This is a genomic window from Christiangramia fulva, from assembly GCF_003024155.1.
In the GTDB taxonomy this organism is placed as follows: Bacteria; Bacteroidota; Bacteroidia; order Flavobacteriales; family Flavobacteriaceae; genus Christiangramia; species Christiangramia fulva.
The window spans coordinates 2076861-2103060 of record NZ_CP028136.1; the positions used below are offsets into that span (position 1 = coordinate 2076861).

A 26200-nucleotide genomic window follows, 5' to 3' on the forward strand; every position below is an offset into this window, starting at 1 on the left:
ATAGTAAATATGATGATGTGCCGAATGATGCTGATGTGTATGCGTCACATGAAAAGCTATTGCCTAAATCGAGGATGAAATTAGTTATAAGTTCAATTTTAAATCCCCCTGGTAATAGCAAGATCAGGGGGATTTTATTTAAAAACTTTTAAAATAACACATAAAAAATATTGATCATGAGTACACAAAAATTTTCAACAGCAGCTTTACACGCAGGACACGATGTAACCATCAACGGCGGAACACGTGCGGTGCCAATTTATCAATCTACTTCTTACGTATTTAAAAATTCCGATCATGCGGCCGATCTTTTCTCGCTTGCCGAACCTGGGTTTATCTACACGAGAATTAATAACCCAACAAACGACATCCTGGAACAACGCCTGGCGGCTATTGAAGGCGGGATCGCGGCGGTAGTGACCGCTTCGGGAACAGCGGCGACGAATACAGCACTTTTAACCCTTTTAAAAGCCGGAGATCATATTGTTTCTTCCAATAGCTTATACGGCGGGACTTACAACCTTTTTAAAAACACCTTACCTCGTTTAGGAATTACCACAAGCTTTGTAGATCCTTCAGATCCTGCAAATTTCAGCAAGGCAGCCAAAGAAAATACACGGGTGTTTTTTGCCGAATCTATCGGAAATCCAAAACTCGACGTACTGGATTTAAAAGGAATTTCTAAAGAAGCGAAAGCCTTTAAAGTTCCATTTATCGTCGATAATACGGTGGCAACTCCGTATTTGCTCAATCCTATCGAGCACGGGGCAGATATCGTGATCCATTCACTTACAAAATATATCAATGGTAACGGGACCGCTCTTGGAGGAGCCATCATCGACGCCGGGAAATTCGACTGGGCGAATGGCAAATTCCCTGAATTCACAGAGCCTTCTCCGGGTTATCACGGACTCGTTTATACCGAAGCACTCGAAGAAGCAGCCTTCATTGGTAAAGTTAGAATAGAAGGTTTGCGTGACCACGGTGCGGCATTAAGTCCTTTTAACGCATTCCAGATCATTCAGGGACTGGAAACTTTGAAAGTAAGAATTAAGGAACACAGTAAAAATGCGCTGGAACTGGCCAAATGGCTGCAGGAACAGGATGCAGTGGAATGGGTTAATTATCCCGGTCTGGAAAGCAGCAAATATCATAAGCTGGCTCAGGAGTATCTGAAAAAAGGTCAAAGCGGTCTGCTCACTTTTGGTGTCAAAGGCGGTTATGAAGCGGCTAAAACAGTAGTCGATGAGGCTAAAGTCTTCTCGCTTCTGGCAAATATTGGGGATACCAAATCGCTGATCATTCATCCGGCGAGTACAACTCATCAGCAGCTAACCGAAGAAGAGCAGGCTTCCACCGGAGTGACTCCAGATTTGATCAGGCTTTCAGTAGGTCTTGAAGATATTGAAGATCTAAAAGCCGATCTTAACGAAGCATTTTCAAAAATTAAAAAGAAAGATTTAGTTTAATTATTTGGGTTTTGGTTAGACATTCCGGGAGAGTGAAGGCTCTCCCGGATTCTTAAAAAAGAAAATGCTACACGAATTCGACATACAGGATTTTAAAAATTCCGCAGGCACTGTTCAGGATCTGAAACTTTCGTACGAAGTTTTTGGTAAGCCTTTGCATTCGGCGCCCATTGTGATGATCAACCATGCGCTCACCGGTAACTCGAATGTGGCTGGCGAAGATGGTTGGTGGAAGGAAATTGTGGGTGAAGGGAAATGTATCGATACCAGTAAATATACCATCCTGTCTTTTAATATTCCTGGAAATGGCTACGATGGTTTTATTATCGAAAATTATAAAGATTTCGTGGCGCGCGATATTGCGGAAATTTTCCTGATTGGACTCGAAAAACTGAAAATTGAAAAACTGTTCGCCCTTATTGGAGGCTCTCTGGGTGGGGGAATTGCCTGGGAGATGGCCGCTATAAACCCACTGATCACTGAGAATTTAATCCCTATCGCGACCGACTGGAAGTCTACCGACTGGCTCATAGCTAATTGCCAGGTGCAGGAATTGTTTCTCAATAATTCTAAAAATCCTGTGCATGATGCCAGGATGCATGCTATGTTGTGTTACCGCACGCCTGAATCTTTCAAATCGCGCTTTAAGAGAAGCACAAATGAAGAATTGCAGGTTTTTAATGTGGAAAGCTGGCTGTTGCATCACGGAAATAAACTTCAGGAGCGTTTCCAGATTGGCGCATACAAACTGATGAACCAGTTGTTGAAAACCATTGATGTGTCTCGTGGCAGGCCGGAACTTGATAAGATACTGGAACAAATCCAGGCGAATATTTGCATCATCGGTGTTGATTCTGATCTGTTCTTTACTGCGGAAGAGAATAGGGAAACCCATCGTCAGCTGGCACAAAGCAGCAATAAGGTGACCTATAGCGAGATTCACTCGGTTCATGGTCACGATGCTTTTCTGATCGAAGCCAAACAGGTAGAACAAATCATTGCCGGGATTTTCCAGCAGGGGAATAAGCTAAAAATTGTAAAATTTGGGGGTAGATCTCTTTCTAATGGAAATGGGATCAAAGCGGTGCTCGATATCATTGAAAATAAAATTGAAAATCGGGAGCGCATTGGTGTAGTTGTTTCAGCACGGGGAAAAACGACCGACCAGCTGGAAGAACTTTTAGATCTGGCTTCTGCCAATCATGATTATTCCGCAGCATTCGAAAAATTCAAAAAGTATCAGATTGGCGATTTTACGGATGTTGATTTTTCAGAAGAATTTAAAAATATTGAAAACATCCTGGAAGGGGTTCGGTTACTTGGTGATTATAGCCTAAAAGTGAAAGATCAGCTGCTGGCCCAGGGAGAAATTTTATCGGCCAAATTCATTACTGAAGCATTAAAACAGCGAGGTCACCAGGCAAATTTTACCGATTCCCGCCTGCTGTTAAGAACCGATGATAAATTCGGTAATGCGCAGCCCATCGAAGCGATCTCCAAAGATTATTTTCTGAAGCATTTTGAAAAATATAACGGGCAAACTGTAAATATCATCACCGGTTATATTGGTGCAACAGAAAATGGTGAAACTACTACGCTCGGCCGCAACGGAAGCAATTATTCCGCGGCTTTGATCGCCAATTATCTGGATGCCGAAGAACTGCAGAATTATACGCACGTTGATGGAATTTTTACGGCTAATCCCGATCTGGTTCGAAACGCTCAGCGTATTGAAGAACTTTCATATAGCGAAGCGAACGAATTGGCAAATTTCGGCGCGACCATTCTGCATGCCAAGACAATTATTCCTCTGATTGAAAAAAATATTCCGCTTCGTATTTTAAATACTTTCAATAACGATAACCAGGGAACCTTAATCACCGCGAAACCCACCAAAGAGGGGATTAAGTCACTGTCGGTTTTGGAACACACCTCTCTACTCAACCTGGAAGGCCGCGGACTCCTGGGAAAATCGGGTATTGACGCACGAATCTTTAGATCGCTCGGCGATAGCGGAATTAGTGTTAGCATTATTTCACAGGGATCTTCGGAAAGGGGTATCGGTTTGGTAGTTGATGCTCAAAATGCCAGTCGTGCAGTTAAAGCTTTGGAACGCGAATTCGAAAGTGATTTCTATTCCAAAGACGTCAATAAGATTTCGGTGGTTGGCGACGTTTCAGTGATTTCGATCGTGGGGCAGGATCTCAGCACTTTCCACAAGCCCTATAATGCGCTTATAAGAAACCAGATCGTGCCTTTGCTTTTCAATAATACGGTGACCGGGAAAAACGTGAGTCTTGTGGTTAAAAAAACGCAATTACATAAAGCCTTAAATGTGATCCACGGAGAGATCTTTGAGGTTTATAAAAAGATCAATATCGCTGTTTTTGGCCACGGAAATGTTGGCGGTACGTTGATTGATCAGATCCTGCAATCGGCCGCTTCCATTGAAGAACGAAAGAAAATAAAACTGAATGTCTTTGCCGTAGCCAATTCCAGGAAATTACTGCTTGATTCTGAAGGTATTTCAACCGATTGGAAGGAAAAGTTACAGGTTTCAGAAGATCAATCTTCAGCTTTAAATGTCATTGAATATGCGCGTTTGCACCACCTGGAAAATCTAATTGCCATAGACAACACGGCCAGCAAAGATTTCGTTCAGCAATATCCAAAACTGGTTGAAAATGGCTTCGATTTGATTTCTTCCAATAAAATCGCGAACACGCTGGATTTTCAGTTTTACAAGGATCTGCGGGAAAATCTGGAAAGAAATCAGAAGCGGTATTTTTATGAAACTAACGTGGGCGCCGGACTTCCGCTAATAGATACGATTAGAATTTTACATCTTTCAGGAGAAAATATCACAAGAATTAGAGGTGTCTTTTCAGGAACCTTAAGTTATCTTTTTAATACATTTTCTTCTGAAGACCGTCCGTTCAGCAGTGTTGTGCGAGAAACCATCGAAAAAGGTTTTACCGAGCCCGATCCTCGCGAGGATTTGAACGGAAATGACGTTGGCCGAAAACTGCTGATTTTGGCACGGGAGCTTGATCTGCAAAATGAATTTAAAGATGTGAAAATCAGGAACCTGGTACCCGAAGAATTTAGGGGAGAAGATGCCGGTACGTTTATTTCGAATCTGGAGAAACTGGACGAAACCTATCAAAAAATAAAAGAACAACAGAAACCAAACCATGTTTTGAGGTTTATAGGCGATCTCTCCGGAGATTTGCAACAGGACAAAGGAGAACTGGAAGTGAATCTGGTTTCTGTGCCGGCAGATAGCAGTCTGGGACAGGTTAAGGGAGCCGATTCGATTTTTGAGATCTATACCGAATCTTATGGCGACCGACCTATCGTGATACAGGGCGCCGGAGCTGGTGCTGCGGTCACTGCCAGAGGGGTGTTTGGGGATATTTTAAAATTATCAGAAAAAATTGCTTAATGGAAAATTTAGAAACAATCGCAATAAGAACACAGGCCGAAAGAACGCAATTTCAGGAGCATTCGGTGCCGCTTTATCTCACTTCGAGCTATGTTTTTGACAATGCAGAAGATATGAGGGCAAGCTTTGCCGAAGAAAAGGAGCGAAATATCTATAGCCGATTTACAAACCCAAATACTTCTGAATTTGTCGAGAAGATCGCGAAAATGGAGGGCGCGGAAAGCGGTTATGCTTTTGCAACAGGAATGTCGGCCGTGTTTTCGACCCTGGCGACGCTTTTGGATAGTGGCGATCATATCATTTCGGCGAGATCGGTTTTTGGGTCCACGCATAGTTTATTGACCAAATATTTTCCTAAGTGGAACATTAGCCACAGCTATTTTAAAGTAGATGAGGTTGATAAAATTGAAAGTCTGATAAAACCACAAACAAAGATCATTTTCGCTGAAACACCTACAAATCCCGGCGTTGATATTCTGGATCTGGAAGAATTGGGCAGAATTGCCAAAAAACATGATCTGTTGCTGATCATCGATAACTGTTTCGCGACGCCTTATCTTCAGAATCCTATAAAATTTGGAGCTGATCTGGTGATCCATTCAGCAACAAAACTAATCGATGGCCAGGGACGCGTTTTAGGTGGAGTTACTGTTGGAAGGGAAGATTTGATTCGAGAGATTTATCTTTTCAGTAGAAATACCGGTCCGGCACTTTCGCCATTCAACGCCTGGGTGCTTTCAAAGAGTCTGGAAACACTTCCAGTTCGAATTGAAAGACACTGTGAAAACGCGGTGAAACTGGCTGAATTTCTTGAAGGGCATGAAAATGTGGAATGGGTGAAATATCCATTTCTGAAGTCGCATCCGCAATTTGAGATCGCGAAAAAACAAATGAAACTGGGAGGAAACATCGTTTCCTTCGAAATTAAAGGAGGGATAGAAGCAGGGCGGAATTTTATCGATAATTTAAAATTTTGTTCCCGTTCCGCAAATTTGGGTGATACAAGAACGATCATCACCCATCCCGCCTCTACAACACATAGTAAACTGAGCAAGGAAGAAAGCCTGGAAGCGGGAATTACTGAAGGATTGATAAGGGTTTCTGTAGGATTGGAGCATATCAATGATATAATTGCCGATCTGGAACAGGCGTTAAAAAATTAAAATTTTTAAGTAAAGTAGGTAAAGAGTGAAAAAGTAAAAGAAAAGTGGAAGCGCGAAATGGAATATTCAGACTGGTGAAAATTCTGAAATTAAGTATCTTCGCGGTATGCTTTCAAAAAAGACCAAGTACGGAATTAAGGCTCTTAGCTACATTGCAAGAAAAGAAGGTAAGAGACCTGTACAGACCTCAGAAATTTCGGAAAGTGAGAATATTTCTCAAAAATTCCTGGAGAGTATTCTTCTGGAATTGCGAAAATCCGGATTCCTGGGTTCAAAAAAAGGAAAGGGCGGAGGTTATTATCTCATAAAGGAAGCCGATCAGATAAAAATGACGGCGGTAATTAGGGTTTTAGAAGGGCCCATCGCCATGGTTCCCTGTGTAAGCCTCAATTATTACGAAAAATGTGATGATTGCCCCGACGAAAATAAATGTTCTGTTCACAAGCTGATGATTCAGGTAAGGGATGCTTCCCTTAAGGTGCTAGGACAAAATACACTGGCCGATATTGCAAACTTTCAATAGGCAAAGTGTTAAAAATTAAAATTTAGAGACAAATTAATTGGTGATTAAGTAATTGAAGTATAGATTTGCCAATAACCTACTAACCCGATAGGGAAATAGGTTTTGATTATCAATACTTCTTAAATTAGAAGATTATGAAAAAGTATTCGGCAGAAGAATTGAAGACTTTAAACAGTCAGCTAAGGGGAATAGACCCTTTTGAGGTGATTAGATGGGTGCTGGCAGGCAGTAAAAAACCGGTAGTGACAACGAATTTTAGACCTTATGAAGCGGCTATACTGCATGCTGTTTCTTTAGAAAAGCCTGATGTGACGGTTGTATGGTGTGATACCGGCTATAATACGCCTCAAACCTATAAACATGCAAAAGAGGTGATCGAGCAGTTAAATTTGAATGTGAAGTTGTACACGCCAAGACAAACTGCCGCCTACCGTGATGCGATAAACGAAGGAATTCCCGGAGTTGACAGTCCCTTGCATGATGAGTTCACCCGCCAGGTGAAGCTGGAGCCTTTCCAAAGAGCCATGGCACAGCAAAATCCCGATGTCTGGTTTACTAATTTGAGGAAGGGACAAACTGCTTTCCGCGATAGTATAGACATTTTGAGCTACAGCAAAGACGGACTCTTAAAAGTAAGTCCGTTCTATCACTGGAGCGATGAAAAGCTGGATGCATATTTAAAGGAATATGATCTGCCTAACGAATTTAAATATTTCGATCCCACCAAGGTTTTGGCGAACCGCGAATGTGGATTGCACGCTTAATAAAATGAAACAGAATTCCAAACATATGATGATGTCATCAATGTGCATGTGTATGCGTTTTTCGCCGCACACTTAGAAGTCTTTTGTATTAATAGAGATATAAAAAGTCTTTTAGGTGGAATTCTAAAGGACTTTTTTCATTTCATGAGTTTTCAAAATTTTAAGCAAAGGGAAAATTTAAATTAATGAAAAGACACTGATAAGAGTTCAGGTTGCCGAAATGCCAACGAAATGCAGGATCATGCTGAACCTGCCTCCCGAATGGCAGGCTTGTTTCAGCATCTGTCAAATGAAGAATAGAGAAAAAAAGAAGAAAATTATGCAAAGTTTTAGAACCGAAATTGAAAATCCAGTGGTGGAACAGGATATTCTGGATCTGGAAAAAAAGATCAGGCTTTTCCGTGAAGGAAAGGCTAATGAAGAGAAATTCCGAAGTCTGCGTCTTGCGCGTGGAGTGTACGGACAAAGGCAGGCTGGCGTTCAGATGGTTCGTATAAAACTGCCTTTTGGGAAAGTGACTTCGGAACAGTTGCATCGTATTGCCAATGTTTCCGATGAATATTCCACAGGAAGGTTGCATATCACCACCCGGCAGGATATTCAAATCCATCACGTGAGCCTGGATCGAACTCCTGAGTTGTGGGCACAGCTGGAAAAAGATGATATCACCCTGCGTGAAGCCTGTGGGAATACGGTTAGAAATGTCACTGCTTCGCCTACCGCGGGGATTGACCCAAAGGAACCCTTTGATGTTTCGCCTTATGCCGAAGCTACCTTTAAATTTTTCCTTCGGAATCCAATTTGCCAGGAAATGGGTAGAAAATTCAAAATTTCCTTTTCTTCTTCAGATGATGACACCGCGCTGAGCTACATCCACGACCTCGGATTTATTCCTAAACTGAAAGAAGGCAAACGCGGATTTAAAGTAATGCTGGGTGGAGGGCTTGGTTCACAGCCACGTCACGCCGATGAGCTTTACGATTTTCTGCCGGTTGAAGAATTGATTCCTTTGATCGAAGGCGTGCTTCGTGTTTTTGACCGCTATGGTGAAAGAGCCAAACGTTTGAAGGCAAGAATGAAATTTCTGATAAAAGATATCGGAAAAGAGGCTTTTATGGATCTGGTAGCTGAACAGCAAACCGCACTTTCCAAAAAACAACCCGATTTTCAGATTGAAAAATTCGAAGCGGCTCCGCCCTTGCAGAATGTGGAAGTTCCTGAAGTTGAAATAGAAGATCAGAAAGAATTCGAAACCTGGAAGAATACCAATGTTTTTCCGCAAAAACAGGAGGGATTGTTCGCTGTGGGAATTCGCGTTCCCTTAGGTGATTTTTATACCGGCGGCGCTAGAGAACTGGCCGATCTGGTGAAGAAATATGCCGGAAATGAGATAAGACTAACCTTGAGACAGGATATTCTGGTCCGACATATTAAAGAAGAATTCTTGCCATTTTTCTATACTGAATTGAAAAAACTCGGCTATGCTGAAACCGGCTATAACAAAACGGTTGATATTACTGCATGCCCGGGCACCGATACCTGTAACCTGGGGATTGCCAGCAGCACAGGTATTGCCGATGTACTGGAAGATGTATTAAAAGAAGAATATCCTCAGTTCGTTAATGGCCGGGATATTACCATCAAGATCAGCGGTTGTATGAATGCCTGCGGGCAGCATAATATGGCTGAGATCGGCTTCCAGGGAATGTCGGTTAAAGTAGGGAAGGCGGTGGCTCCTGCGCTTCAGGTGTTGCTTGGTGGCGGAACCCTTGGCAACGGTAATGGCCGTTTTGCCGATAAAGTAGTGAAAATTCCAAGTAAGAGAGGTCCGGAAGCTTTAAGATTATTATTGAATGATTTTGAAGCCAATTCTGAAAGTGGTGAAGGCTATGCAGCCTATTATGACCGTCAGGGTAAAACGTATTTCTATGATCTACTTAAAGATCTGGCCGATACGTCCAATCTCACCGAAAATGACTTTATAGACTGGGGCCATGAAAAGCCATATATCAAAGCCGTGGGAGTGGGAGAATGTGCCGGAGTAGTTATTGATTTGGTAGCGACTTTGCTTTTTGAAAGCGAAGAAAAGATCGACAATGCCAAAACCGCTTTGGAAAGAAAAGCCTGGAGTGACAGTATTTATCATTCCTACACTTCCATTGTGAATTCGGCTAAAGCTTTATTGACCGCTGAAGATGTTAAAACGAACACTCAGGCAGGAATTATTTCCCAGTTCGATGAGATTTTTATAGAAACAGGTAAAATAGAACTTTCAACTTCATTTAAGGAGTTTGCCTATCAGTTAAAAGAAAATGAGCCCTCTGAGGCTTTTGCAAAGAAATATTTAGATGACGCGCATTTATTCTTAAAGAGAGTAGATGCCTATAGAACGAAGGAGGTACAACATGTTTAATACACCAAAATTAACCGTAGTAGGAGCCGGGCCTGGAGATCCGGAATTGATAACCATCAAGGCTGTAAAAACTTTACAAAGCGCAAAAGTGGTTTTGTATGATGCTTTGATCAATCGGGAGCTTCTGGAATATGCGCCTCAGGCCGAGCATATTTTCGTCGGAAAGCGAAAGGATAAACATCGCTATTCTCAGGATGAGATCAATGAACTTATTGTGAAATATGCTTTGGAACGCGGCCATGTTGTTCGGCTGAAAGGTGGAGATCCTTTTATCTTCGGAAGAGGTTCCGAAGAGATTAATTTCGCCAGGAAACACGGGCTCGAAACGGCCGTAGTTTCAGGAATCACTTCTTCGATTGCAGTCCCGGCAAATGTGGGAATACCGCTAACCCAAAGAGGAACATCAGAAAGTTTCTGGGTGATCACGGGAACCACCACTCAGCGAAAACTTTCAGAAGATGTAAAACTTGCGGCTCAATCTACCGCGACTGTGGTGATCCTCATGGGAATGGGAAAACTGGGAGAGATCGTGGATGTTTTCAGTAAAGTCGGAAAAGAAAATATTCCTGTAGGTGTGATCCAAAATGGAACTACCGAAAATGAGCAATCAGGTTTTGGAACCATCAATACGATTGAACAGGTAGTTACTGAAAAGAAATTAACCGCTCCGGCGATCATCGTTATTGGGGAAGTGGTACGGGAGAGTCAGCAGCTTCAGAAAATAAATAATGAAGTGAATGCTTTACCGAAGGCATTTGAGAATGATGCTCAGAAAAGAGAATATTTCAATACCCCCGTTGGGGGCTAAGGGGGCGAAATGGAAGAAAGAAACGAGCTATACCCGGTTTTTCTGAAAGTCAGCAAACTGAACATCCTCGTAGTTGGCGGCGGAAATGTAGGCCATGAAAAGTTGCATTTTCTGCTGAAATCCAGTCCGAATGCGAATGTTGAGGTGGTGGCGAAATGGTTTCTGTCCGAGACCGAAGCCCTCGCGAAAGCACATGGGGTGAAGCTCACCAAAGGAAGGTATAGAAAGAAGTATTTGAAGAAAAGGCATATTGTGATTGCGGCTACCAATGATGCAAAATTAAATAAGCGGGTGCATCGCGATGCTAAAAAGCGCTACCTGCTGGCCAATATCGCCGATACCCCTGAACTCTGTGATTTTTATATGGGTGGAATTGTAAATAAAGGCCATGTGAAAATAGCCATTTCGACTAATGGGAAATCCCCGACAACTGCGAAGCGATTGCGCCAGTTCTTCGAGGAGGTAATTCCCGAAAACGTAAACGAAATGGTAGAAAATTTGAACGAATACCGAAAAACGATAAAAGGCGATTTCGAAGCCAAAGTAACTGAATTGAATAATATAACAGAAACCTTAATTGGAAAAAAAGAGAAAGATGATTAAAACAGATATCCTGATCATTGGAGCAGGACCCACTGGATTGTTCACCGTTTTCGAAGCGGGACTCCTTAAGCTTAAAACACACTTAATTGATGCCTTACCACAACCGGGAGGGCAGTGTTCAGAGATCTACCCGAAAAAACCTATTTATGATATTCCGGCTTTTCCGGAAATCCTGGCAGGTGACCTTGTGAAAAACCTGATGGAACAGATCAGGCCTTTTTCTCCCGGATTCACTTTGGGGGAACGTGCCGAAACCCTTGAAAAATTAGATGATGGCACTTTCATCGTCACCACTAATAAAGGTACTCAGCATCATGCTCCGGTTGTGGCGATTGCGGGAGGATTAGGTTCTTTCGAGCCCAGAAAACCCCCGATCAAGAATATTAGCGATTATGAAGATAAGGGAGTTTCTTATTTTATCAAAGATCCGGAGATCTATCGAAACCGTCGGGTAGTGATTGCCGGCGGCGGTGATTCGGCTTTAGATTGGGCGATTTATTTGGCCGATATCGCTTCGGAAGTTGCTTTGGTACATAGAAGAGCCGAATTTCGTGGCGCGCTGGATTCTGTGGAAAGAGTTTCTGAATTGGCAAAACTCGGAAAGATCGAAATGATCACCAATGCTGAAGTCGTTGGACTTCGTGGTGAAAATGAGCTGGAACAGGTGGTGATCCGTCATAAAGATGAAGCACGGGGCGAGGAATTTCGGGAAGTGGATGATTTTATTCCTCTTTTTGGATTGTCTCCCAAACTTGGACCTATTGGCAACTGGGGCCTCGAAATTGAGAAAAACGCTATCAAGGTTGATAATTCTTACGATTATCAAACGAACATTCCCGGCGTTTACGCGATCGGCGATGTGAATACCTATAAAGGAAAATTGAAACTGATCCTTTCCGGTTTTCACGAGGCGGCGATCATGTGCCAGAGCGCCTATCAAAAAATTCATCCCGATAAGAAATTCGTATTGAAATACACCACTGTTGGAGGTGTTGAAGGATTCGATGGAACAAAAAAAGAAGCCAAGCGGGAAGTGGTGCAGAGTATAGGAGTTTAATTAGTCTATTATACTTGTTTTCCAAAACCTGCGGATTTAGTTTCCGCAGGTTTTTTTAACTCCTCTTTCTCAGTTACATAAGCTTATAAAGGCTAAATTAGTTTCAGAAAAATCACGAAAAAATATTTTTTTTCAGCTTAAAATAGGAGGCAGATGGAAACTTTAAAAATGGATTTTAGGATAAATATGGATGAAAATGCGGTGATCGTTGAGAAAGAATTTGCCGCTCCGGTTGATGTTGTCTGGTCGGCATGGACGCTTCCGGAAACTCTAGATAAATGGTGGGCGCCGAAACCCTGGAAAGCTAAGACCAAATCGATGAAATTTCGTGAAGGAGGAAAATGGTTTTATGCGATGATTGGTCCAGAAGGCGAAGAACACCATGCCATTGTGGAATATAAATTAGTAATACCTGAGCAGCTTTTTGAAGGGATTGATTCTTTCTGTGATGAAAACGGAAAGGTGAATGAGGAGCTTCCGAAAGCTTACTGGAAAGTGGAGTTTGAACCGGAAGGGGCGCGTACTTTAGTCAGAATAGAAACAAAATATAACTCCGCTAAAGAGCTCGAAACTATTTTGAATATGGGATTTCAGGAAGGTTTTACTGCTGCGCTTAACAGTTTAGATGAGCACTTCAAATCCAGATAAGGAATGTTATCTTTGCTAAAAATCATATAAATGAAGGTCAGTTTAAGAAGAATCAACGATAATTATCTTTTTGAAACCAAAAATGAGCGGGGCGATATCGTGCTGCTCGATAATAAATCTGAAGCAGATCCAAAAGGTTCCAGTCCCATGGATTTATTGCTTCGTGGGATCGCGGGCTGTAGTAGTATTGACGTGGTGATGATCCTAAAAAAACAGCAGCACGAACTGGAAGATTTACGGGTTGAAGTGGAAGGTTTCCGTGTAGACGGAGCCATTCCGAATGTTTTTAAGAAAATTCATCTTGATTTTATTCTGAAAGGCGATGTGCCTCCGGCCAAAGCAAAAAGAGCGGTTGATCTATCCATGAAAAAATACTGTTCTGTTGCCAAAATGCTTGAAAAAGCGGCCGAGATCAGTTATGCCGTTCAGTTGAATGGAGAAAAAATTGAATAAACAAAGTAAAAGAGTTAAGAAGGAAATGAGTTAATTCTTTTTCAATATTACTTTTAGCTTTTTAACTCATTTCCTCTTTAACTTATTTAAGCTAACTTTTTCTAAAAATCCTTGCAAATTCAAGGCTTCGCCCTATATTTGCGTTATAAGTTCATTTATAAAATGTCGTTATCAAGAAAGGCTGAGGGAATAGACCCGCTGAAGCCTTAGCAACCCTCCCACGGGAGAAGGTGCTACGTTCTACCACGCCTGGCGCGGATAGATAACAAAAGATTCTTTCCTCCTTCTTTTTTGATAACAATTATTACAATCAAATGTCAAAAATAGAAGACGTACTCTCACAAAAAATACTGATACTCGATGGAGCCATGGGAACCATGCTTCAGGAATATAAATTTTCTGAAGAAGATTTCCGCGGAAAACGATTTGCCGACTGGCCGGTTTCCTTAAAAGGAAATAACGACCTGTTGTCAATCACACAGCCAAACGCCATCGCCGATATCCACCGAAAATATTTTGAAGCCGGTGCCGATATTGTGGAAACCAATACATTTTCAGGTACGCGCATCGCCATGGCCGATTATAAAATGGAGGATCTGGTGTATGAGCTGAATTACGAGTCGGCTAAAATTGCCAAAAAAGTGGCAGAGGAAGTAACGGCTGAAAATCCTGAAAAGCCAAGATTTGTCGCTGGTGCAATGGGACCCACCAATAAGACGGCGAGTATGAGCCCCGATGTAAATGATCCCGGCTACAGGGCGATTTCATTTGAAGAATTATATGAAAATTACAAGGAACAAGCTAAGGCTTTGATCGACGGCGGTGTGGATGTACTTCTAGTGGAAACCGTTTTTGATACATTGAATGCCAAGGCTGCCTTGTTCGCCATTGATGAATTGAAAGAAGAGTTGAATTTAGATATCCCGATCATGGTCAGCGGTACGATTACCGACGCTTCCGGAAGAACCCTTTCGGGGCAGACTGCTGAAGCTTTCCTGATTTCGGTTTCTCATATTCCGCTGATGAGCATAGGTTTTAACTGCGCACTCGGCGCGAAACAACTGACGCCACATCTGGAAGCAGTGGCAAGAAATTCCAATTTTGGAGTTTCGGCTTACCCTAATGCCGGACTTCCCAATGCTTTTGGAGAATATGACCAGGAAGCTCCCGAGATGGCTGCGCAGGTAAAGGAATACCTTGAAAAAGGACTGGTGAATATCCTCGGTGGCTGCTGCGGTACCACACCTGCCCACATTAAGGCAATTGCTGAAATTGCCGCTAATTATAAACCTCGAAAGATTAAAATTAAACGTCATGCTGAACTTGTTTCAGCATCCCATCAATCAAATAATTAATTGAGAACTGAACGGAGACCCTGAAATCTTGAGGATTCATCGGAGTTAAACTGTTTTAGGGTGACGAAAACTGTAAAATATGAGTACTATAAGTACAAATTCAATAAATAAATCAGATTCCATGGGGGGTTCGGGTGGGTCCCGTCCCTTAAAATTATCCGGACTCGAGCCGCTGATTATCACGCCGGAAAGCAATTTCGTTAATGTAGGGGAAAGAACCAATGTTGCCGGTTCAAGAAAATTCCTGCGTCTTATAAAAGAAGAAAAGTTTGAAGAAGCCCTCGATGTTGCTCGCGAGCAGGTGGAAGGTGGCGCACAGATCATCGATGTAAACATGGATGATGGCCTTATTGAAGGTAAGGAAGCGATGGTGAAATTTCTCAATCTCATGGTTGCCGAACCCGATATCGCTCGTGTTCCGATCATGATCGATAGCTCGAAATGGGAAATTATCGAGGCCGGTCTTCAGGTTGTCCAGGGAAAATGCGTGGTGAATTCCATCAGTTTAAAGGAAGGTGAAGAAGAATTCATTAAGCATGCTAAAAAAATCAGGCGATACGGCGCAGCTGTAATCGTGATGGCTTTTGACGAGGTAGGCCAGGCAGATAATTATGAACGACGCATTGAAATTACCAAACGTTCCTATGATATTCTTGTAAACAAAGTAAATTTTCCTCCCGAAGACATTATTTTCGATCTTAATATTTTTCCTGTCGGAACAGGGATGGATGAGCATCGTCGTAACGCGATCGATTTCATTGAAGCTACGCGCTGGGTGAAAGAAAATCTCCCTTATTGCAGCGTTAGCGGCGGGGTGAGCAATGTTTCCTTTTCTTTCCGCGGAAATAATCCCGTTCGTGAGGCCATGCATTCTGCTTTTCTGTATCACGCGATCAAAGCCGGAATGAATATGGGAATCGTAAACCCCGGAATGCTGGAGGTTTATGATGAGATTCCCAAAGACCTGCTCGAACATGTTGAAGATGTGATCCTGGATCGTCGCGATGATGCCACGGAACGATTGCTGGATTTTGCTGAAAATGTGGTCGCTTCCAAAAAAGTGCAAAAAACCGATCTTGCATGGAGAGAAAAACCGCTTCAGGATAGGATTACCCATGCGCTGGTAAAAGGAATAGACGGCTTTATTCTTGAAGACATAGAACAGGCGCGGCAGGAGGCCGAAAAACCTCTGGATGTGATCGAAGGACCTTTGATGATCGGGATGAATGTCGTGGGAGACCTCTTCGGAAGTGGGAAAATGTTCCTGCCACAAGTGGTGAAATCGGCAAGGGTGATGAAAAAAGCCGTGGCTTATTTATTACCCTATATTGAAGCCGCAAAAAAAGCCCCCACTCCCCCAAAGGGGGAACCATATTGGCAAACTGCCGACCCTTTGCTATACGGAAAGATGAAGGAGTACGCGAAGAAAATGCGATATGAGAAATCAACCGAAGCAGAGCGGGTGCTATGGGATGCACTAAGCAACAAGAAACTCGAAGGATACAAATTTAGAAGACAACATATTGTTGGCAGTTATATCGCCGATTTCATCTGCCTGAAAGAAAAACTTATAATAGAAGTTGACGGGCTTATTCATCAGCTCCCGGAGAATAAAAAGAGCGATGAAGAAAGAACTGAGTGGTTAAAATCTCAGGAATTCAGAGTGATAAGATTTTCAAATGAAGCAGTTTTAAATGAAACTGAAAAAGTTCTGAAAAAGATTTTAGCAGAGTTGAAAAAAGCGCCCCCATCGGGGGTTGGGGGGGCAGGAAAAGTCTTGTTGGCAACCGTAAAAGGCGATGTACACGATATCGGGAAAAATATCGTTGGCGTGGTTTTGGGTTGTAATAATTATGAAATTATCGATCTCGGCGTAATGGTGCCACCGGAAAAGATCATCGAAACCGCTAAAAAGGAAAACGTTGATGCCATTGGCCTTAGCGGACTCATTACTCCGTCGCTGGATGAAATGGTGTATCTCGCCAAAGAAATGGAGCGCCAGGAATTTTCGGTGCCGCTGTTGATCGGTGGCGCGACGACCTCCAAAGCCCATACCGCGGTAAAGATCGATCCACAATACAAACATGCGGTGGCCCATGTGAACGATGCCTCAAGGGCGGTGACCGTGGTGGGCGATTTGCTCAAGGAAACTACACGCGAAAAATACAAATCTGATCTGAAAGTTGAATATGACAAATTCAGGAAGAATTTTAAAAAGCGCAGCAAGGTTAAATCCTTCCTGAGCATTGAGGAAGCCCGAGAAAATAAGTTCAAAATTGACTGGGAATCTACCGAAATTTTTAAACCAAACCAGTTAGGAATCCAGGTAATCGAAGATTTTGAACTGGATAAACTTCTGGATTATATTGACTGGAGTCCGTTTTTCAGAAGTTGGGACCTACACGGCCGTTATCCGGATATTCTTAAAGATAAAAAGGTTGGGGAGCAGGCGCAGATTCTTTTCGAAGATGCAAAAGTTCTGCTGAAGCGAATTTTGGATGAAAAACTGCTTAAAGCAAAGGCTGTTTTCGGACTTTTTGAAGCGAATTCAGTAAATGATGATATCGAAGTTAAATACAACCAGGATTCAGAGAAGAAAAAGACGATTTTCAGAACGCTTCGCCAGCAGCTGAAAAAATATGGTGAGAAGCCCAATTTCGCCCTTGCCGATTTTGTCGCGCCTAAGGAAACGGGAATTCAGGATTATGTAGGTGCTTTTTGCGTGACCACAGGTTTTGGAACCGATAAAATAGCGGCAGAATATGAAAAAAATCATGACGATTATAATTCGATCATGATCAAAGCATTAGCCGATCGACTTGCCGAAGCTTTTGCCGAATACCTTCATAAAAAAGTGAGAAAAAACGAGTGGGGCTATGCTTCGGCTGAAAGCCTGAGCAATGAAGACCTGATAAAAGAAGAATATAAAGGCATTCGTCCTGCACCTGGATATCCCGCCTGTCCCGATCATTTGGAGAAATTGACCATTTGGGATATTTTGAAGGTTGAGGAAAGAATTGGCGTGAAATTAACCGAAAGTCTGGCGATGTGGCCGGCAGCGAGTGTTAGTGGTTATTATTTTGCTAATCCGGAAGCCAGATATTTCGGACTTGGAAAAATCAAGGAAGACCAGGTGAAAGATTATGCCGAACGAAAAGGAATTCCCTTGAAAAAAGCAGAGAAATGGCTGAATCCGAATATCGCGGATTAGATTATTGTATAGAGTAGTTAGTAGTAAGTATTGAGTAGATCTGCCAGTTTTTCAAGACCTCGAAGATCTATTAAAAAAATATAATTAAAGTGATAAAATTTGCTTTAGGCTTATAGCTTAAAGCTTTTAGCTGATATAAGTTTAAATGAAAGTAACAGAGCACATCCAGAAAGCAAACGGGAAAACCCTGTTTTCATTCGAGATCATTCCGCCAAAAAAAGGAAAAAATATCCAGGAACTCTATGATAATATCGATCCGCTGATGGAATTTAGGCCGCCATTCATAGACGTGACCACTTCCCGTGAGGAGTTTGTTTATGTTGAACGTGACGGACTATTTGATCGGCAAATTACCCGTATGCGACCGGGAACCGTTGGGATTTGCGCGGCCATAAAACATAAATACAATGTTGATACCGTCCCACATGTGCTTTGCGGCGGATTCACCAAGCAGGAAACCGAATATCTGCTTGTGGACTGTCAGTATCTCGAGATTGAGAATGTAATGGCGCTGCGCGGTGACGCGATGAGCCATCAGAAGTATTTTGAACCTTCGGAAGGTGGTCATAACTTCGCCTGTGAGCTGGTGAAGCAGATCAAAGACCTGAATACCGGCCGATATTTGCATGATGTGATCGAAACCGATTATAATTCTGAATTCTGTATTGGAGTAGCCGGGTATCCCGAAAAGCATATGGAAGCACCTTCGTTAAAATCTGATCTGAAAAGGCTTAAGGAAAAGGTAGATTCCGGGGCCGATTATATCGTAACCCAGATGTTCTTCGACAACCAGAAATTTTTCGAATTTGTAAAAGCGGCACGGGAAATGGGCATAGAGGTACCCATAATCCCAGGAATCAAGCCTATTGCAGTCAAAAAACATCTGCAATTATTACCGCAGGTTTTTAAAATTGATCTCCCGGAAGAGTTGATTTCTGAAGTTGAAAAATGTAAATCCAATAAGGAGGTGAGGCAACTGGGTATCGAGTGGTGTATCCAGCAATCTAAAGAATTAATGGATTTTGGCGTGCCTGTGCTGCATTATTATTCTATGGGCAAAAGCAGCAATATTGAGCAGATCGCTTCAGCCGTTTTTTGATTTTTCAACCTAAAGGTGATTTTTTTCGTAAATATCTTAGATTTGCCTTCGTATGAAAAAAATCGCTCCAGTCTTTTTTCTGCTTTCCACTCTGTTTGCACTTGGGCAGGAAAATGAAATCCCGAAATTCCATTCCCTGGATGCGAATTTTTATTATGGGAGCATTGTTGAGCATAATCCCGATATTTCACATTTGATCACCGGTCATCCTACCGGTTTTATTTTAACTTATAACCGCAAGACCTACGGATTTGAAAAATGGGAACGACGGTATAATTATCCAGATTTTGGCTTTTCTTTTATTTATCAGGATCTGAAAAATCAGTATTTGGGAGAAAATATGGGCCTTTATGCTCATATGAGCTTTTATGCGCTAAAGCGGAAATTCATGTTCCGCATCGGGCAGGGAGTGGCTTATGCCACGACTCCTTATGATCAAAATGATAATTACCGGAATAATGCCTACGGAACCCATTTTCTGAGTACCACTTACCTGATGGGGAATTTTAAAAAGGAAAATATTTTTGAAGGTCTTGGAGTGCAGGCAGGGATTACATTAATCCATTATTCCAATGCCGATCTCGGCTCCCCGAATCACAGTACAAATACCTTTACTTTTAACCTTGGGCTGAATTATATGCTGGAACATGAGGATATTCCTAATTATATTCCACGAGGCCCGAAAGAAAAATATACAGAACCGGTTCATTATAATTTTGCTTTGCGTGGTGGAGTGAATACTACCGGTGTGGTTGGTTCTCCGCAATTGCCATTTTTTACCATCGCTGCCTACGCCGATAAAGTGTTGAATCATAAAAGCACACTCCAGGCCGGAGCAGAAATTTTCTTTTCCCGTTCTCTTGAAGAATTTATAAAATATAAATCTATAGCTTTTCCACAGCAAACCACGACGGGCGAGGAAGATGCCAAACGGGTGGGTGTATTTGTTGGGCATAAACTCACCTTTAATAAAATGTCGCTCATCACTCAGCTAGGCTTTTATGCGTATTATCCATATACCGATTATGTGGACCAGGTTTATAATCGGGTGGGGCTCGAGCGGAAAATCAATGACGACTGGTGGACTTCGGTGAGTTTGAGGGCACACGGTGCAAACGCGGAATGCGTGGAACTTTCAATTGGGTACAGATTATGAAAAGGTTAATTGCATTCATGATGATTTTCGTCGTTTTTGGTTGTGAAACCGAAAATGCTCCAGATTGTTTTCAGAAAGCCGGAAAGATCATTCAGAAGGAAGTTTCAGTTGAGCCTTTTACCGAAATTGAGGTATTTGAACGTATCAAATTATATATTCAGCAGGGTCCGGAGCAGAAAGTGGTAATCGAAACGGGAAAAAATTTGATGAATGAGGTTTCAGCAGAAGTAGAAAATGGGCGGTTGTTGCTTTATAATGAAAACGGCTGCAATTTATTTAGGGATTATGGCGTGACAAAAATTTATGTGACCACGCCCGATCTTACCTGGCTTCAAAGCAGTTCGAATATTCCTATTGAAAGTATCGGGACCTTGAAATTTGACAATTTATGGCTGCGTTCCCTGAACCAGGAAATGGATCCGGAAATTCATACCGACGGCGATTTTATTCTTGATCTGGATGTTAAAAATCTTCGCATTACCAGTGACAATTATGCTCATTTTTATATAAGCGGAAAGGCCGAAAATGTGAATATTTTCTTTGCCGCAGGTGACGGAAGGCTGGAGGGAAGGGATTTTATCGTTCAGAATTATGATATTTTTCATCGCGGCACCAATTCTATTATTGTGAATCCGCAGCAAAGCCTGAAAGGCGATATTTACAGTTATGGCGATATTATTTCGGTGAACAGGCCGCCTGTGGTAAGGGTTAATGAACACTTCCGTGGAAGACTTATTTTTGAGAGCCCCTAAATCCCCAGAGGGGACTTAAACATCAGTGTTGGTTAATTCAGCGAAAAGGCTTTCCAGGTTTCTGGTTTTCTGATTAAGCTGAAGGGTTTTCAAACCGTGGTCATGAGCAAAATCAAAAACGGCAGGCCGCATGTCTTCTTTGGTGTCGAATATAAGTTCGTAAGAAAATCCGCCGGTATTTTTAAAACTTTTAAGATGGGGAATGCGCTGCAAAGCTACATTTTCGATCTTATAATCAAATTCCACAAAGATCACCTGCTCTTCGTGAGCCCGCAATTCTTCCAGTTTTTTATCGGCTACGATCTGTCCTTTATTAATTATGATCACACGATCACAGATCGCCTCTACTTCCTGCATTATATGAGTGGAAAGGAAAATGGTCTTATCCTGTCCAATTTTCTTGATCAGTCCCCGAATTTCCACCAGCTGGTTTGGATCCAGGCCTGTAGTAGGTTCATCCAGGATCAGTACTTCCGGATCGTGAAGCAGCGCCGCGGCCAGTCCGACTCTCTGGCGGTAACCTTTGGAAAGCTGCTCGATCTTTTTATTGGCTTCAGGTTTTAGGCCGGTCATTTGAATGACTTCTTCAATTTTAGGCTTTTTGGCATTTTTATAAACCGAAGCCACAAAATCCAAATATTCGCGTACATACATTTCGGTGTATAACGGATTGTGTTCGGGAAGATAACCGGTTCGCTTTTGAACTTCTGAAAGCTGATTTTCCAGATCAAGGCCTACAATTTCAGCTTTTCCCTCATCAGCGGGAAGATAACCGGTGAGGATCTTCATCAAAGTAGATTTTCCGGCGCCATTCGGCCCAAGAAATCCGACGATCTCTCCTTTATTGATGGAAAAACTGACGGCATTTAGCGCTTTTTGGTCGCCAAAATGCTTTGATATGTTATGTACACTTATAGACATAGGCTTCTTCTGTCAAAATTAGGAATAAAAATATACTGTGGCTTCAGAAAACTTTTCAATCTTTCAACGAAATAAAAAGGCTTTAAATTGTAATTCGCAGAAAAACAGCCTTCAAATTCCGAATTTCTGAAATCTGTAAAATTTCAGCAAAAATTATTTTGAAACTAAAATTTATGCGCTACTTTAGTCGCTCAATAATACTGGAAATGACTGGATTAATCAGCTGGAACGCATTCTATTATTTTTATTTCTATTTCAGAGATAGGATCGGGAATGCTATATGATTAACTAAAAATAAAATTATATAAAAGTCTCGATCGAAAATCGGGGCTTTTTTTATTGATGCATTTATGAATAAAAAAATAGGGATCCAGGGGATAAAAGGATCATTTCATCATCTGGTGGCGATGGATTACTACCATAAAGAGGTGGAAGTTTTGGAATATCTTTCTTTTCATGAGCTGGCGCAGAAGCTGGCTTCAAAAGAAGCCGATGAAGCGGTGATGGCGATTGAAAACAGCATAGCCGGTTCGATTTTACCTAATTACGCCCTGATCGATGAGTATAATTTAAAAGTCATAGGCGAGCATTACACGCCGGTAAATATGAATTTGATGGCGCTGGAAGGTCAGAAAATCGAGGATATAAAAAAGGTGTTTTCTCACCCGATGGCACTGTTGCAGTGTAAGGATTTCTTTAAAAAACATCCGCATATCAAGCTTATTGAAGACAGTGATACTGCGGAGGCTGCAAAGAGAATTTCGGAGCAGGAACTTAAAAAGACAGCTGCCGTGGCAAGTCCTGCGGCTGCTGAAATGTACGGTCTGGAAATCCTGGCTAAAGAGATCCATACCATTAAAAGCAATGCGACGAGATTTCTGGTATTAGGGCGGGAGCAGAAAAAGCCAAATGGTGAAAAGCTGGACAAAGCTTCGATCAAATTCGATCTGAAAAGTGAGCGGGGAAGCCTGGTTTCAATTTTGAATATCATCAGGGATTGTTACCTGGATATGACCAAGATCCAATCGCTTCCGGTGATCGATGAACCCTGGAAATATTCGTTTTTTGTAGATGTGATCTTCGAAAGACCGGAAGATTTTCAAAGAGCGATGGACGTATTGAAACTGATGACAGAAGAATTAAAAATATTAGGGATCTATAAAAATAATCTGATATGATCACGGCAGACAGACTTGGAGAAGTCCAGGAATACTATTTCTCGAAAAAACTTCGTGAGGTTGCCGAGTTGCGCAAACAGGGAAAACCGGTTATTAATCTCGGGATAGGAAGTCCAGATCTTGCTCCGCCAGTGGAGGTTATCGAAGCTTTGAATGAAGCTCTTACCAGCAACAATGCGCACCAGTACCAGCCTTATAAAGGAATTAATGAATTGCGCGAGGAAATTGCCAATTTCTATGATCATTTTTATGGAGTTTCTCTTGACCCTGAGAATGAAATCCTTCCGCTAATGGGCAGTAAGGAAGGGATCATGCATATTTCCATGGCTTTTTTGAATAAAGATGATGAGGTTCTGCTGCCAAATCCGGGTTATCCCACCTATAGCTCCGTAAGCCAACTGCTCGAAGCAAAGATCAGAAATTACGATCTTAAAGATGAAACCAATTGGCTGCCTGATCTTGAAGGGCTGGAAAAAGAAGATTTGAGTAAGGTGAAACTTATGTGGATCAATTATCCGAATATGCCAACGGGAACCCGGGCTCCGGAATCATTTTTTGAAGAGATCACAGCCTTTGCCGAAAAACATAAGATTCTTGTGATCAATGACAATCCGTACAGTTTTATTCAGAATTCAAAACCCTCGAGTGCCATTAAAAAGCAAAACCCAAGTGATTATGTTATGGAGCTTAATTCCCTGAGCAAAAGTTTCAATATGGCGGGATGGCGCGTTGGAATGCTGGTTGGAAGCAGGAAAAATATTGATTCGGTTTTAAGGGTAAAATCGAATATGGATAGCGGGATGTTCTATCCTGTTCAGGCCGGGGCAGTGGAAGCTTTAAAACTGAAAGAAGACTGGTTTGAAAAACAGAATAAGATTTACAGCGATCGCAAAAAACTGGTCATGCAATTTTTAAAGGAATTGGGTTGTGAGGCTGATAAAGACCAGGCAGGATTGTTTGTCTGGGCGAAGGTCCCTGCAGGTAAAACTTCAGCTGAAGTGGTTGATGAATTGCTTTATAAATACGATATTTTCACTACACCGGGCTTTATTTTTGGCTCGAACGGGGAGGGTTATGTGCGCCTTTCACTCTGCGCTTCAGAAAATGCGATCAACGAAGCTCTAAACAGGATCAAACGATGAATGTCTTTATAATTGGAACAGGATTGATAGGAGGTTCTTTTGCGCTGGACCTGAAACAGGTGATGCCGAAAGTAAAGATCTTCGGGATCGATGCGAAAGAGGAACATCTTCAGCAGGCACTCGAAACCGGAATTATTGATGCAGAGGCAAATTTCTCTGATCTCTGTAATGCCGAACTGGTTTACTTAGCAATTCCTGTGGATGCGGCGATTAAATTGCTACCCGAAATTCTGGAATTAGTACCTGAAAACTGCGTGGTGATCGATACCGGCTCAACTAAAGAGAAAATTTGTCAGCTGGTTGCCGATCATCCCAAAAGAAGGAACTTTCTTGCGGCCCATCCCATTGCCGGAACAGAATTTTCGGGACCATCAGCGGCGATAAACGGATTGTTCTCCAAAAAAACGAATATTATCTGCGAAGTGGAGAAAACAGCTTTTAAGCTTCAGGAAAAAGCCCTCGAAATTTTCCACTCAGTTGGGATGAGAATCCGGTATATGGATCCTGCATCGCATGACCGCCATATTGCCTATGTTTCCCATTTGTCACATATAAGTTCATTCATGCTGGGCAAAACTGTGTTGGAAAAAGAGAAGAACGAGCGGGATATTTTTGACCTGGCGGGAAGTGGTTTCGCATCCACGGTAAGGCTTGCCAAAAGCTCCCCCGCTATGTGGACCCCGATTTTCGCACAGAATAAAGATAATGTGCTGGAAACCCTGGATGAATATATTTCCAATTTATCGCACTTCAGAGAATTGCTTTCTAAAGATAATTTTGAAGAAGTTTTCAGCGAAATGGATAAAACCAATCATATAAAATCAGTATTAAACGGAATAACAGAAAATGAACCCTTAAAGAAACTGGAAAATGGAAAATAAGAAAGAACTTAGAAAATGGTTAGATGATTTCGGACTGGATCATCCGCTCGTAATCGCGGGGCCCTGCAGCGCCGAAACCGAAGAACAGGTGCTAACCATCGCACATCAGTTAAAAGACAGTGATGCTACCGTACTGCGCGCTGGAATCTGGAAACCCCGAACCCGGCCGGGAAATTTTGAAGGCGTGGGCTCCCTCGGGCTAAAATGGCTTCAGAAAGCCAAAGAAGAAACAGGAATGTTAACTACTACTGAAGTTGCAAATCCTACTCATGTTGATCTGGCATTGAAGCACGATGTGGATATTCTCTGGATTGGGGCGCGTACTACCGTTTCTCCTTTTATTGTTCAGGAAATTGCCGATGCACTAAAAGGAACAGATAAGATCGTACTCGTTAAAAACCCTGTAAATCCTGATCTGGCACTTTGGCTGGGAGCTGTGGAAAGATTATATACAGCCGATATCTCGAACCTGGGAGTGATCCACCGCGGATTTTCAGCTTATGAAAAGACGAAATATCGAAATAATCCCGAATGGCAGATCGCAATCGAACTTCAGAATAAATTTCCTGACCTGCCACTTATCCTTGATCCATCGCATATTGCAGGAAGAAGAGATATTATTTTTGATCTGTGCCAGACTGCCCTGGATCTCAATTACGATGGAATAATGGTTGAAACTCATCATACACCTGATGATGCCTGGAGCGATGCCAAACAACAAATTACTCCCGATACTTTAAAACAGATTATGAAAGATTTGAAAGTACGAAAAGAGGTTTCTGCAAGCGAGGAATATCAAAACAAACTGAACACCTTGCGTTCCAAAATTGACATTGCCGACAGTCAGATCCTGGATATCATTTCCAAGAGAATGAAGATCTCAGAAGAGATCGGCCAGGTTAAAAAAGAGCAGAATGTGGCAATTCTACAAACTAAAAGATGGAATGAGATTCTTGGAAAAATGGTTCTTGAAGGTGAGGAAAAAGGCCTGAGTGAAGAATTTGTTTTGAGAATGTTCAAGGCGATCCACCAGGAATCGATCAACCATCAACAGAAAATTATTGACGGAATAGGATAACTTCCACCGGTTAAGTTTATAAAAAAAGCCTGAGCTCAAAATTTGCTGAACTCAGGCTTTTAAATTTTTGATTTTTCAGGA

General features: G+C 42.1%; 21 protein-coding genes and 1 riboswitch. Of the genes, 20 read left to right on the forward strand and 1 reads right to left on the reverse strand.

What is annotated here, in order from left to right; genetic code table 11:
• Window positions 1-176: 176 nt before the first annotated feature.
• The 16 genes from C7S20_RS09495 to C7S20_RS09570 all read left to right on the forward strand — a co-directional run bounded on the left by C7S20_RS09495 (window position 177) and on the right by C7S20_RS09570 (window position 20919).
• A complete protein-coding gene (locus C7S20_RS09495) occupies window positions 177-1469 on the forward strand; it encodes an O-acetylhomoserine aminocarboxypropyltransferase/cysteine synthase family protein (protein ID WP_107012261.1) in 1293 nt (430 codons plus the stop codon).
• 64 nt (window positions 1470-1533) lie between these two features.
• Window positions 1534-4914 (forward strand): bifunctional aspartate kinase/homoserine dehydrogenase I, encoded by a 3381-nt coding sequence (gene thrA / locus C7S20_RS09500; protein ID WP_107012262.1) that lies wholly within the window; start codon window positions 1534-1536, stop codon window positions 4912-4914.
• Entirely contained in the window at window positions 4914-6077 is a 1164-nt protein-coding gene (locus tag C7S20_RS09505) for a trans-sulfuration enzyme family protein (RefSeq protein ID WP_107012263.1), read from the forward strand. Before thrA ends, C7S20_RS09505 begins: the two co-directional genes overlap by 1 nt.
• Before the next feature lie 106 nt (window positions 6078-6183).
• Window positions 6184-6600 carry an RrF2 family transcriptional regulator gene (locus C7S20_RS09510; RefSeq protein ID WP_107012264.1) on the forward strand — a complete coding sequence of 139 codons (417 nt, stop codon included), beginning with the start codon at window positions 6184-6186 and terminating at the stop codon, window positions 6598-6600.
• Between the two features lie 134 nt (window positions 6601-6734).
• A complete protein-coding gene (locus tag C7S20_RS09515; RefSeq protein WP_107012265.1) occupies window positions 6735-7364 on the forward strand; it encodes a phosphoadenosine phosphosulfate reductase domain-containing protein in 630 nt (209 codons plus the stop codon).
• A gap of 319 nt (window positions 7365-7683) precedes the next feature.
• A complete protein-coding gene (locus tag C7S20_RS09520; RefSeq protein ID WP_107014169.1) occupies window positions 7684-9777 on the forward strand; it encodes a HEPN domain-containing protein in 2094 nt (697 codons plus the stop codon).
• Complete coding sequence (gene cobA / locus C7S20_RS09525; protein WP_107012266.1) at window positions 9770-10585, forward strand: uroporphyrinogen-III C-methyltransferase; 816 nt, start codon at window positions 9770-9772, stop codon at window positions 10583-10585. Before C7S20_RS09520 ends, cobA begins: the two co-directional genes overlap by 8 nt.
• Before the next feature lie 9 nt (window positions 10586-10594).
• Window positions 10595-11188, forward strand: coding sequence for a precorrin-2 dehydrogenase/sirohydrochlorin ferrochelatase family protein (locus C7S20_RS09530; RefSeq protein WP_107012267.1), 594 nt, complete (start codon window positions 10595-10597; stop codon window positions 11186-11188).
• Window positions 11181-12245, forward strand: coding sequence for an NAD(P)/FAD-dependent oxidoreductase (locus C7S20_RS09535; RefSeq protein ID WP_107014170.1), 1065 nt, complete (start codon window positions 11181-11183; stop codon window positions 12243-12245). Before C7S20_RS09530 ends, C7S20_RS09535 begins: the two co-directional genes overlap by 8 nt.
• A 153-nt stretch (window positions 12246-12398) precedes the next feature.
• Entirely contained in the window at window positions 12399-12893 is a 495-nt protein-coding gene (locus C7S20_RS09540; protein WP_107012268.1) for an SRPBCC family protein, read from the forward strand.
• Window positions 12894-12923: 30 nt separating this feature from the next.
• Entirely contained in the window at window positions 12924-13346 is a 423-nt protein-coding gene (locus C7S20_RS09545) for an OsmC family protein (RefSeq protein ID WP_107012269.1), read from the forward strand.
• Between the two features lie 165 nt (window positions 13347-13511).
• Window positions 13512-13615: riboswitch (SAM riboswitch) on the forward strand.
• Between the two features lie 45 nt (window positions 13616-13660).
• On the forward strand, window positions 13661-14701 hold the full coding sequence (locus tag C7S20_RS09550) for a homocysteine S-methyltransferase family protein (protein WP_107012270.1): 1041 nt from the start codon (window positions 13661-13663) through the stop codon (window positions 14699-14701).
• 121 nt (window positions 14702-14822) lie between these two features.
• The gene (locus tag C7S20_RS09555) at window positions 14823-17912 is read left to right on the forward strand and encodes a vitamin B12 dependent-methionine synthase activation domain-containing protein (RefSeq protein WP_227009156.1); all 3090 of its coding nucleotides are present in this window, start codon (window positions 14823-14825) and stop codon (window positions 17910-17912) included.
• Between the two features lie 145 nt (window positions 17913-18057).
• Window positions 18058-19011, forward strand: coding sequence for a methylenetetrahydrofolate reductase [NAD(P)H] (gene metF, locus C7S20_RS09560; RefSeq protein ID WP_107012272.1), 954 nt, complete (start codon window positions 18058-18060; stop codon window positions 19009-19011).
• Window positions 19012-19063: 52 nt separating this feature from the next.
• Window positions 19064-20167 (forward strand): acyloxyacyl hydrolase, encoded by a 1104-nt coding sequence (locus C7S20_RS09565; protein WP_107012273.1) that lies wholly within the window; start codon window positions 19064-19066, stop codon window positions 20165-20167.
• Window positions 20164-20919 (forward strand): head GIN domain-containing protein, encoded by a 756-nt coding sequence (locus C7S20_RS09570; RefSeq protein ID WP_107012274.1) that lies wholly within the window; start codon window positions 20164-20166, stop codon window positions 20917-20919. The genes C7S20_RS09565 and C7S20_RS09570 overlap by 4 nt, the downstream gene beginning before the upstream one ends.
• A gap of 15 nt (window positions 20920-20934) precedes the next feature.
• Here C7S20_RS09570 and gldA read toward each other — a convergent pair whose 3' ends face one another.
• Window positions 20935-21840, reverse strand: a complete 906-nt coding sequence (gene gldA, locus C7S20_RS09575) for a gliding motility-associated ABC transporter ATP-binding subunit GldA (protein ID WP_107012275.1) — start codon at window positions 21838-21840, stop codon at window positions 20935-20937.
• Window positions 21841-22190: 350 nt separating this feature from the next.
• Here gldA and C7S20_RS09580 point away from each other — a divergent pair, with 350 nt between their 5' ends.
• From C7S20_RS09580 to C7S20_RS09595, 4 genes are read left to right on the forward strand one after another with little or no spacing between them, the layout of a single operon-like run.
• Window positions 22191-23018, forward strand: a complete 828-nt coding sequence (locus tag C7S20_RS09580) for a prephenate dehydratase (RefSeq protein ID WP_107012276.1) — start codon at window positions 22191-22193, stop codon at window positions 23016-23018.
• Complete coding sequence (locus C7S20_RS09585) at window positions 23015-24160, forward strand: pyridoxal phosphate-dependent aminotransferase (protein ID WP_107012277.1); 1146 nt, start codon at window positions 23015-23017, stop codon at window positions 24158-24160. The genes C7S20_RS09580 and C7S20_RS09585 overlap by 4 nt, the downstream gene beginning before the upstream one ends.
• Window positions 24157-25041 (forward strand): prephenate dehydrogenase, encoded by an 885-nt coding sequence (locus C7S20_RS09590; RefSeq protein WP_107012278.1) that lies wholly within the window; start codon window positions 24157-24159, stop codon window positions 25039-25041. Before C7S20_RS09585 ends, C7S20_RS09590 begins: the two co-directional genes overlap by 4 nt.
• Window positions 25031-26119 carry a bifunctional 3-deoxy-7-phosphoheptulonate synthase/chorismate mutase type II gene (locus C7S20_RS09595; RefSeq protein WP_107012279.1) on the forward strand — a complete coding sequence of 363 codons (1089 nt, stop codon included), beginning with the start codon at window positions 25031-25033 and terminating at the stop codon, window positions 26117-26119. The genes C7S20_RS09590 and C7S20_RS09595 overlap by 11 nt, the downstream gene beginning before the upstream one ends.
• The last annotated feature ends 81 nt before the right edge of the window (window positions 26120-26200 follow it).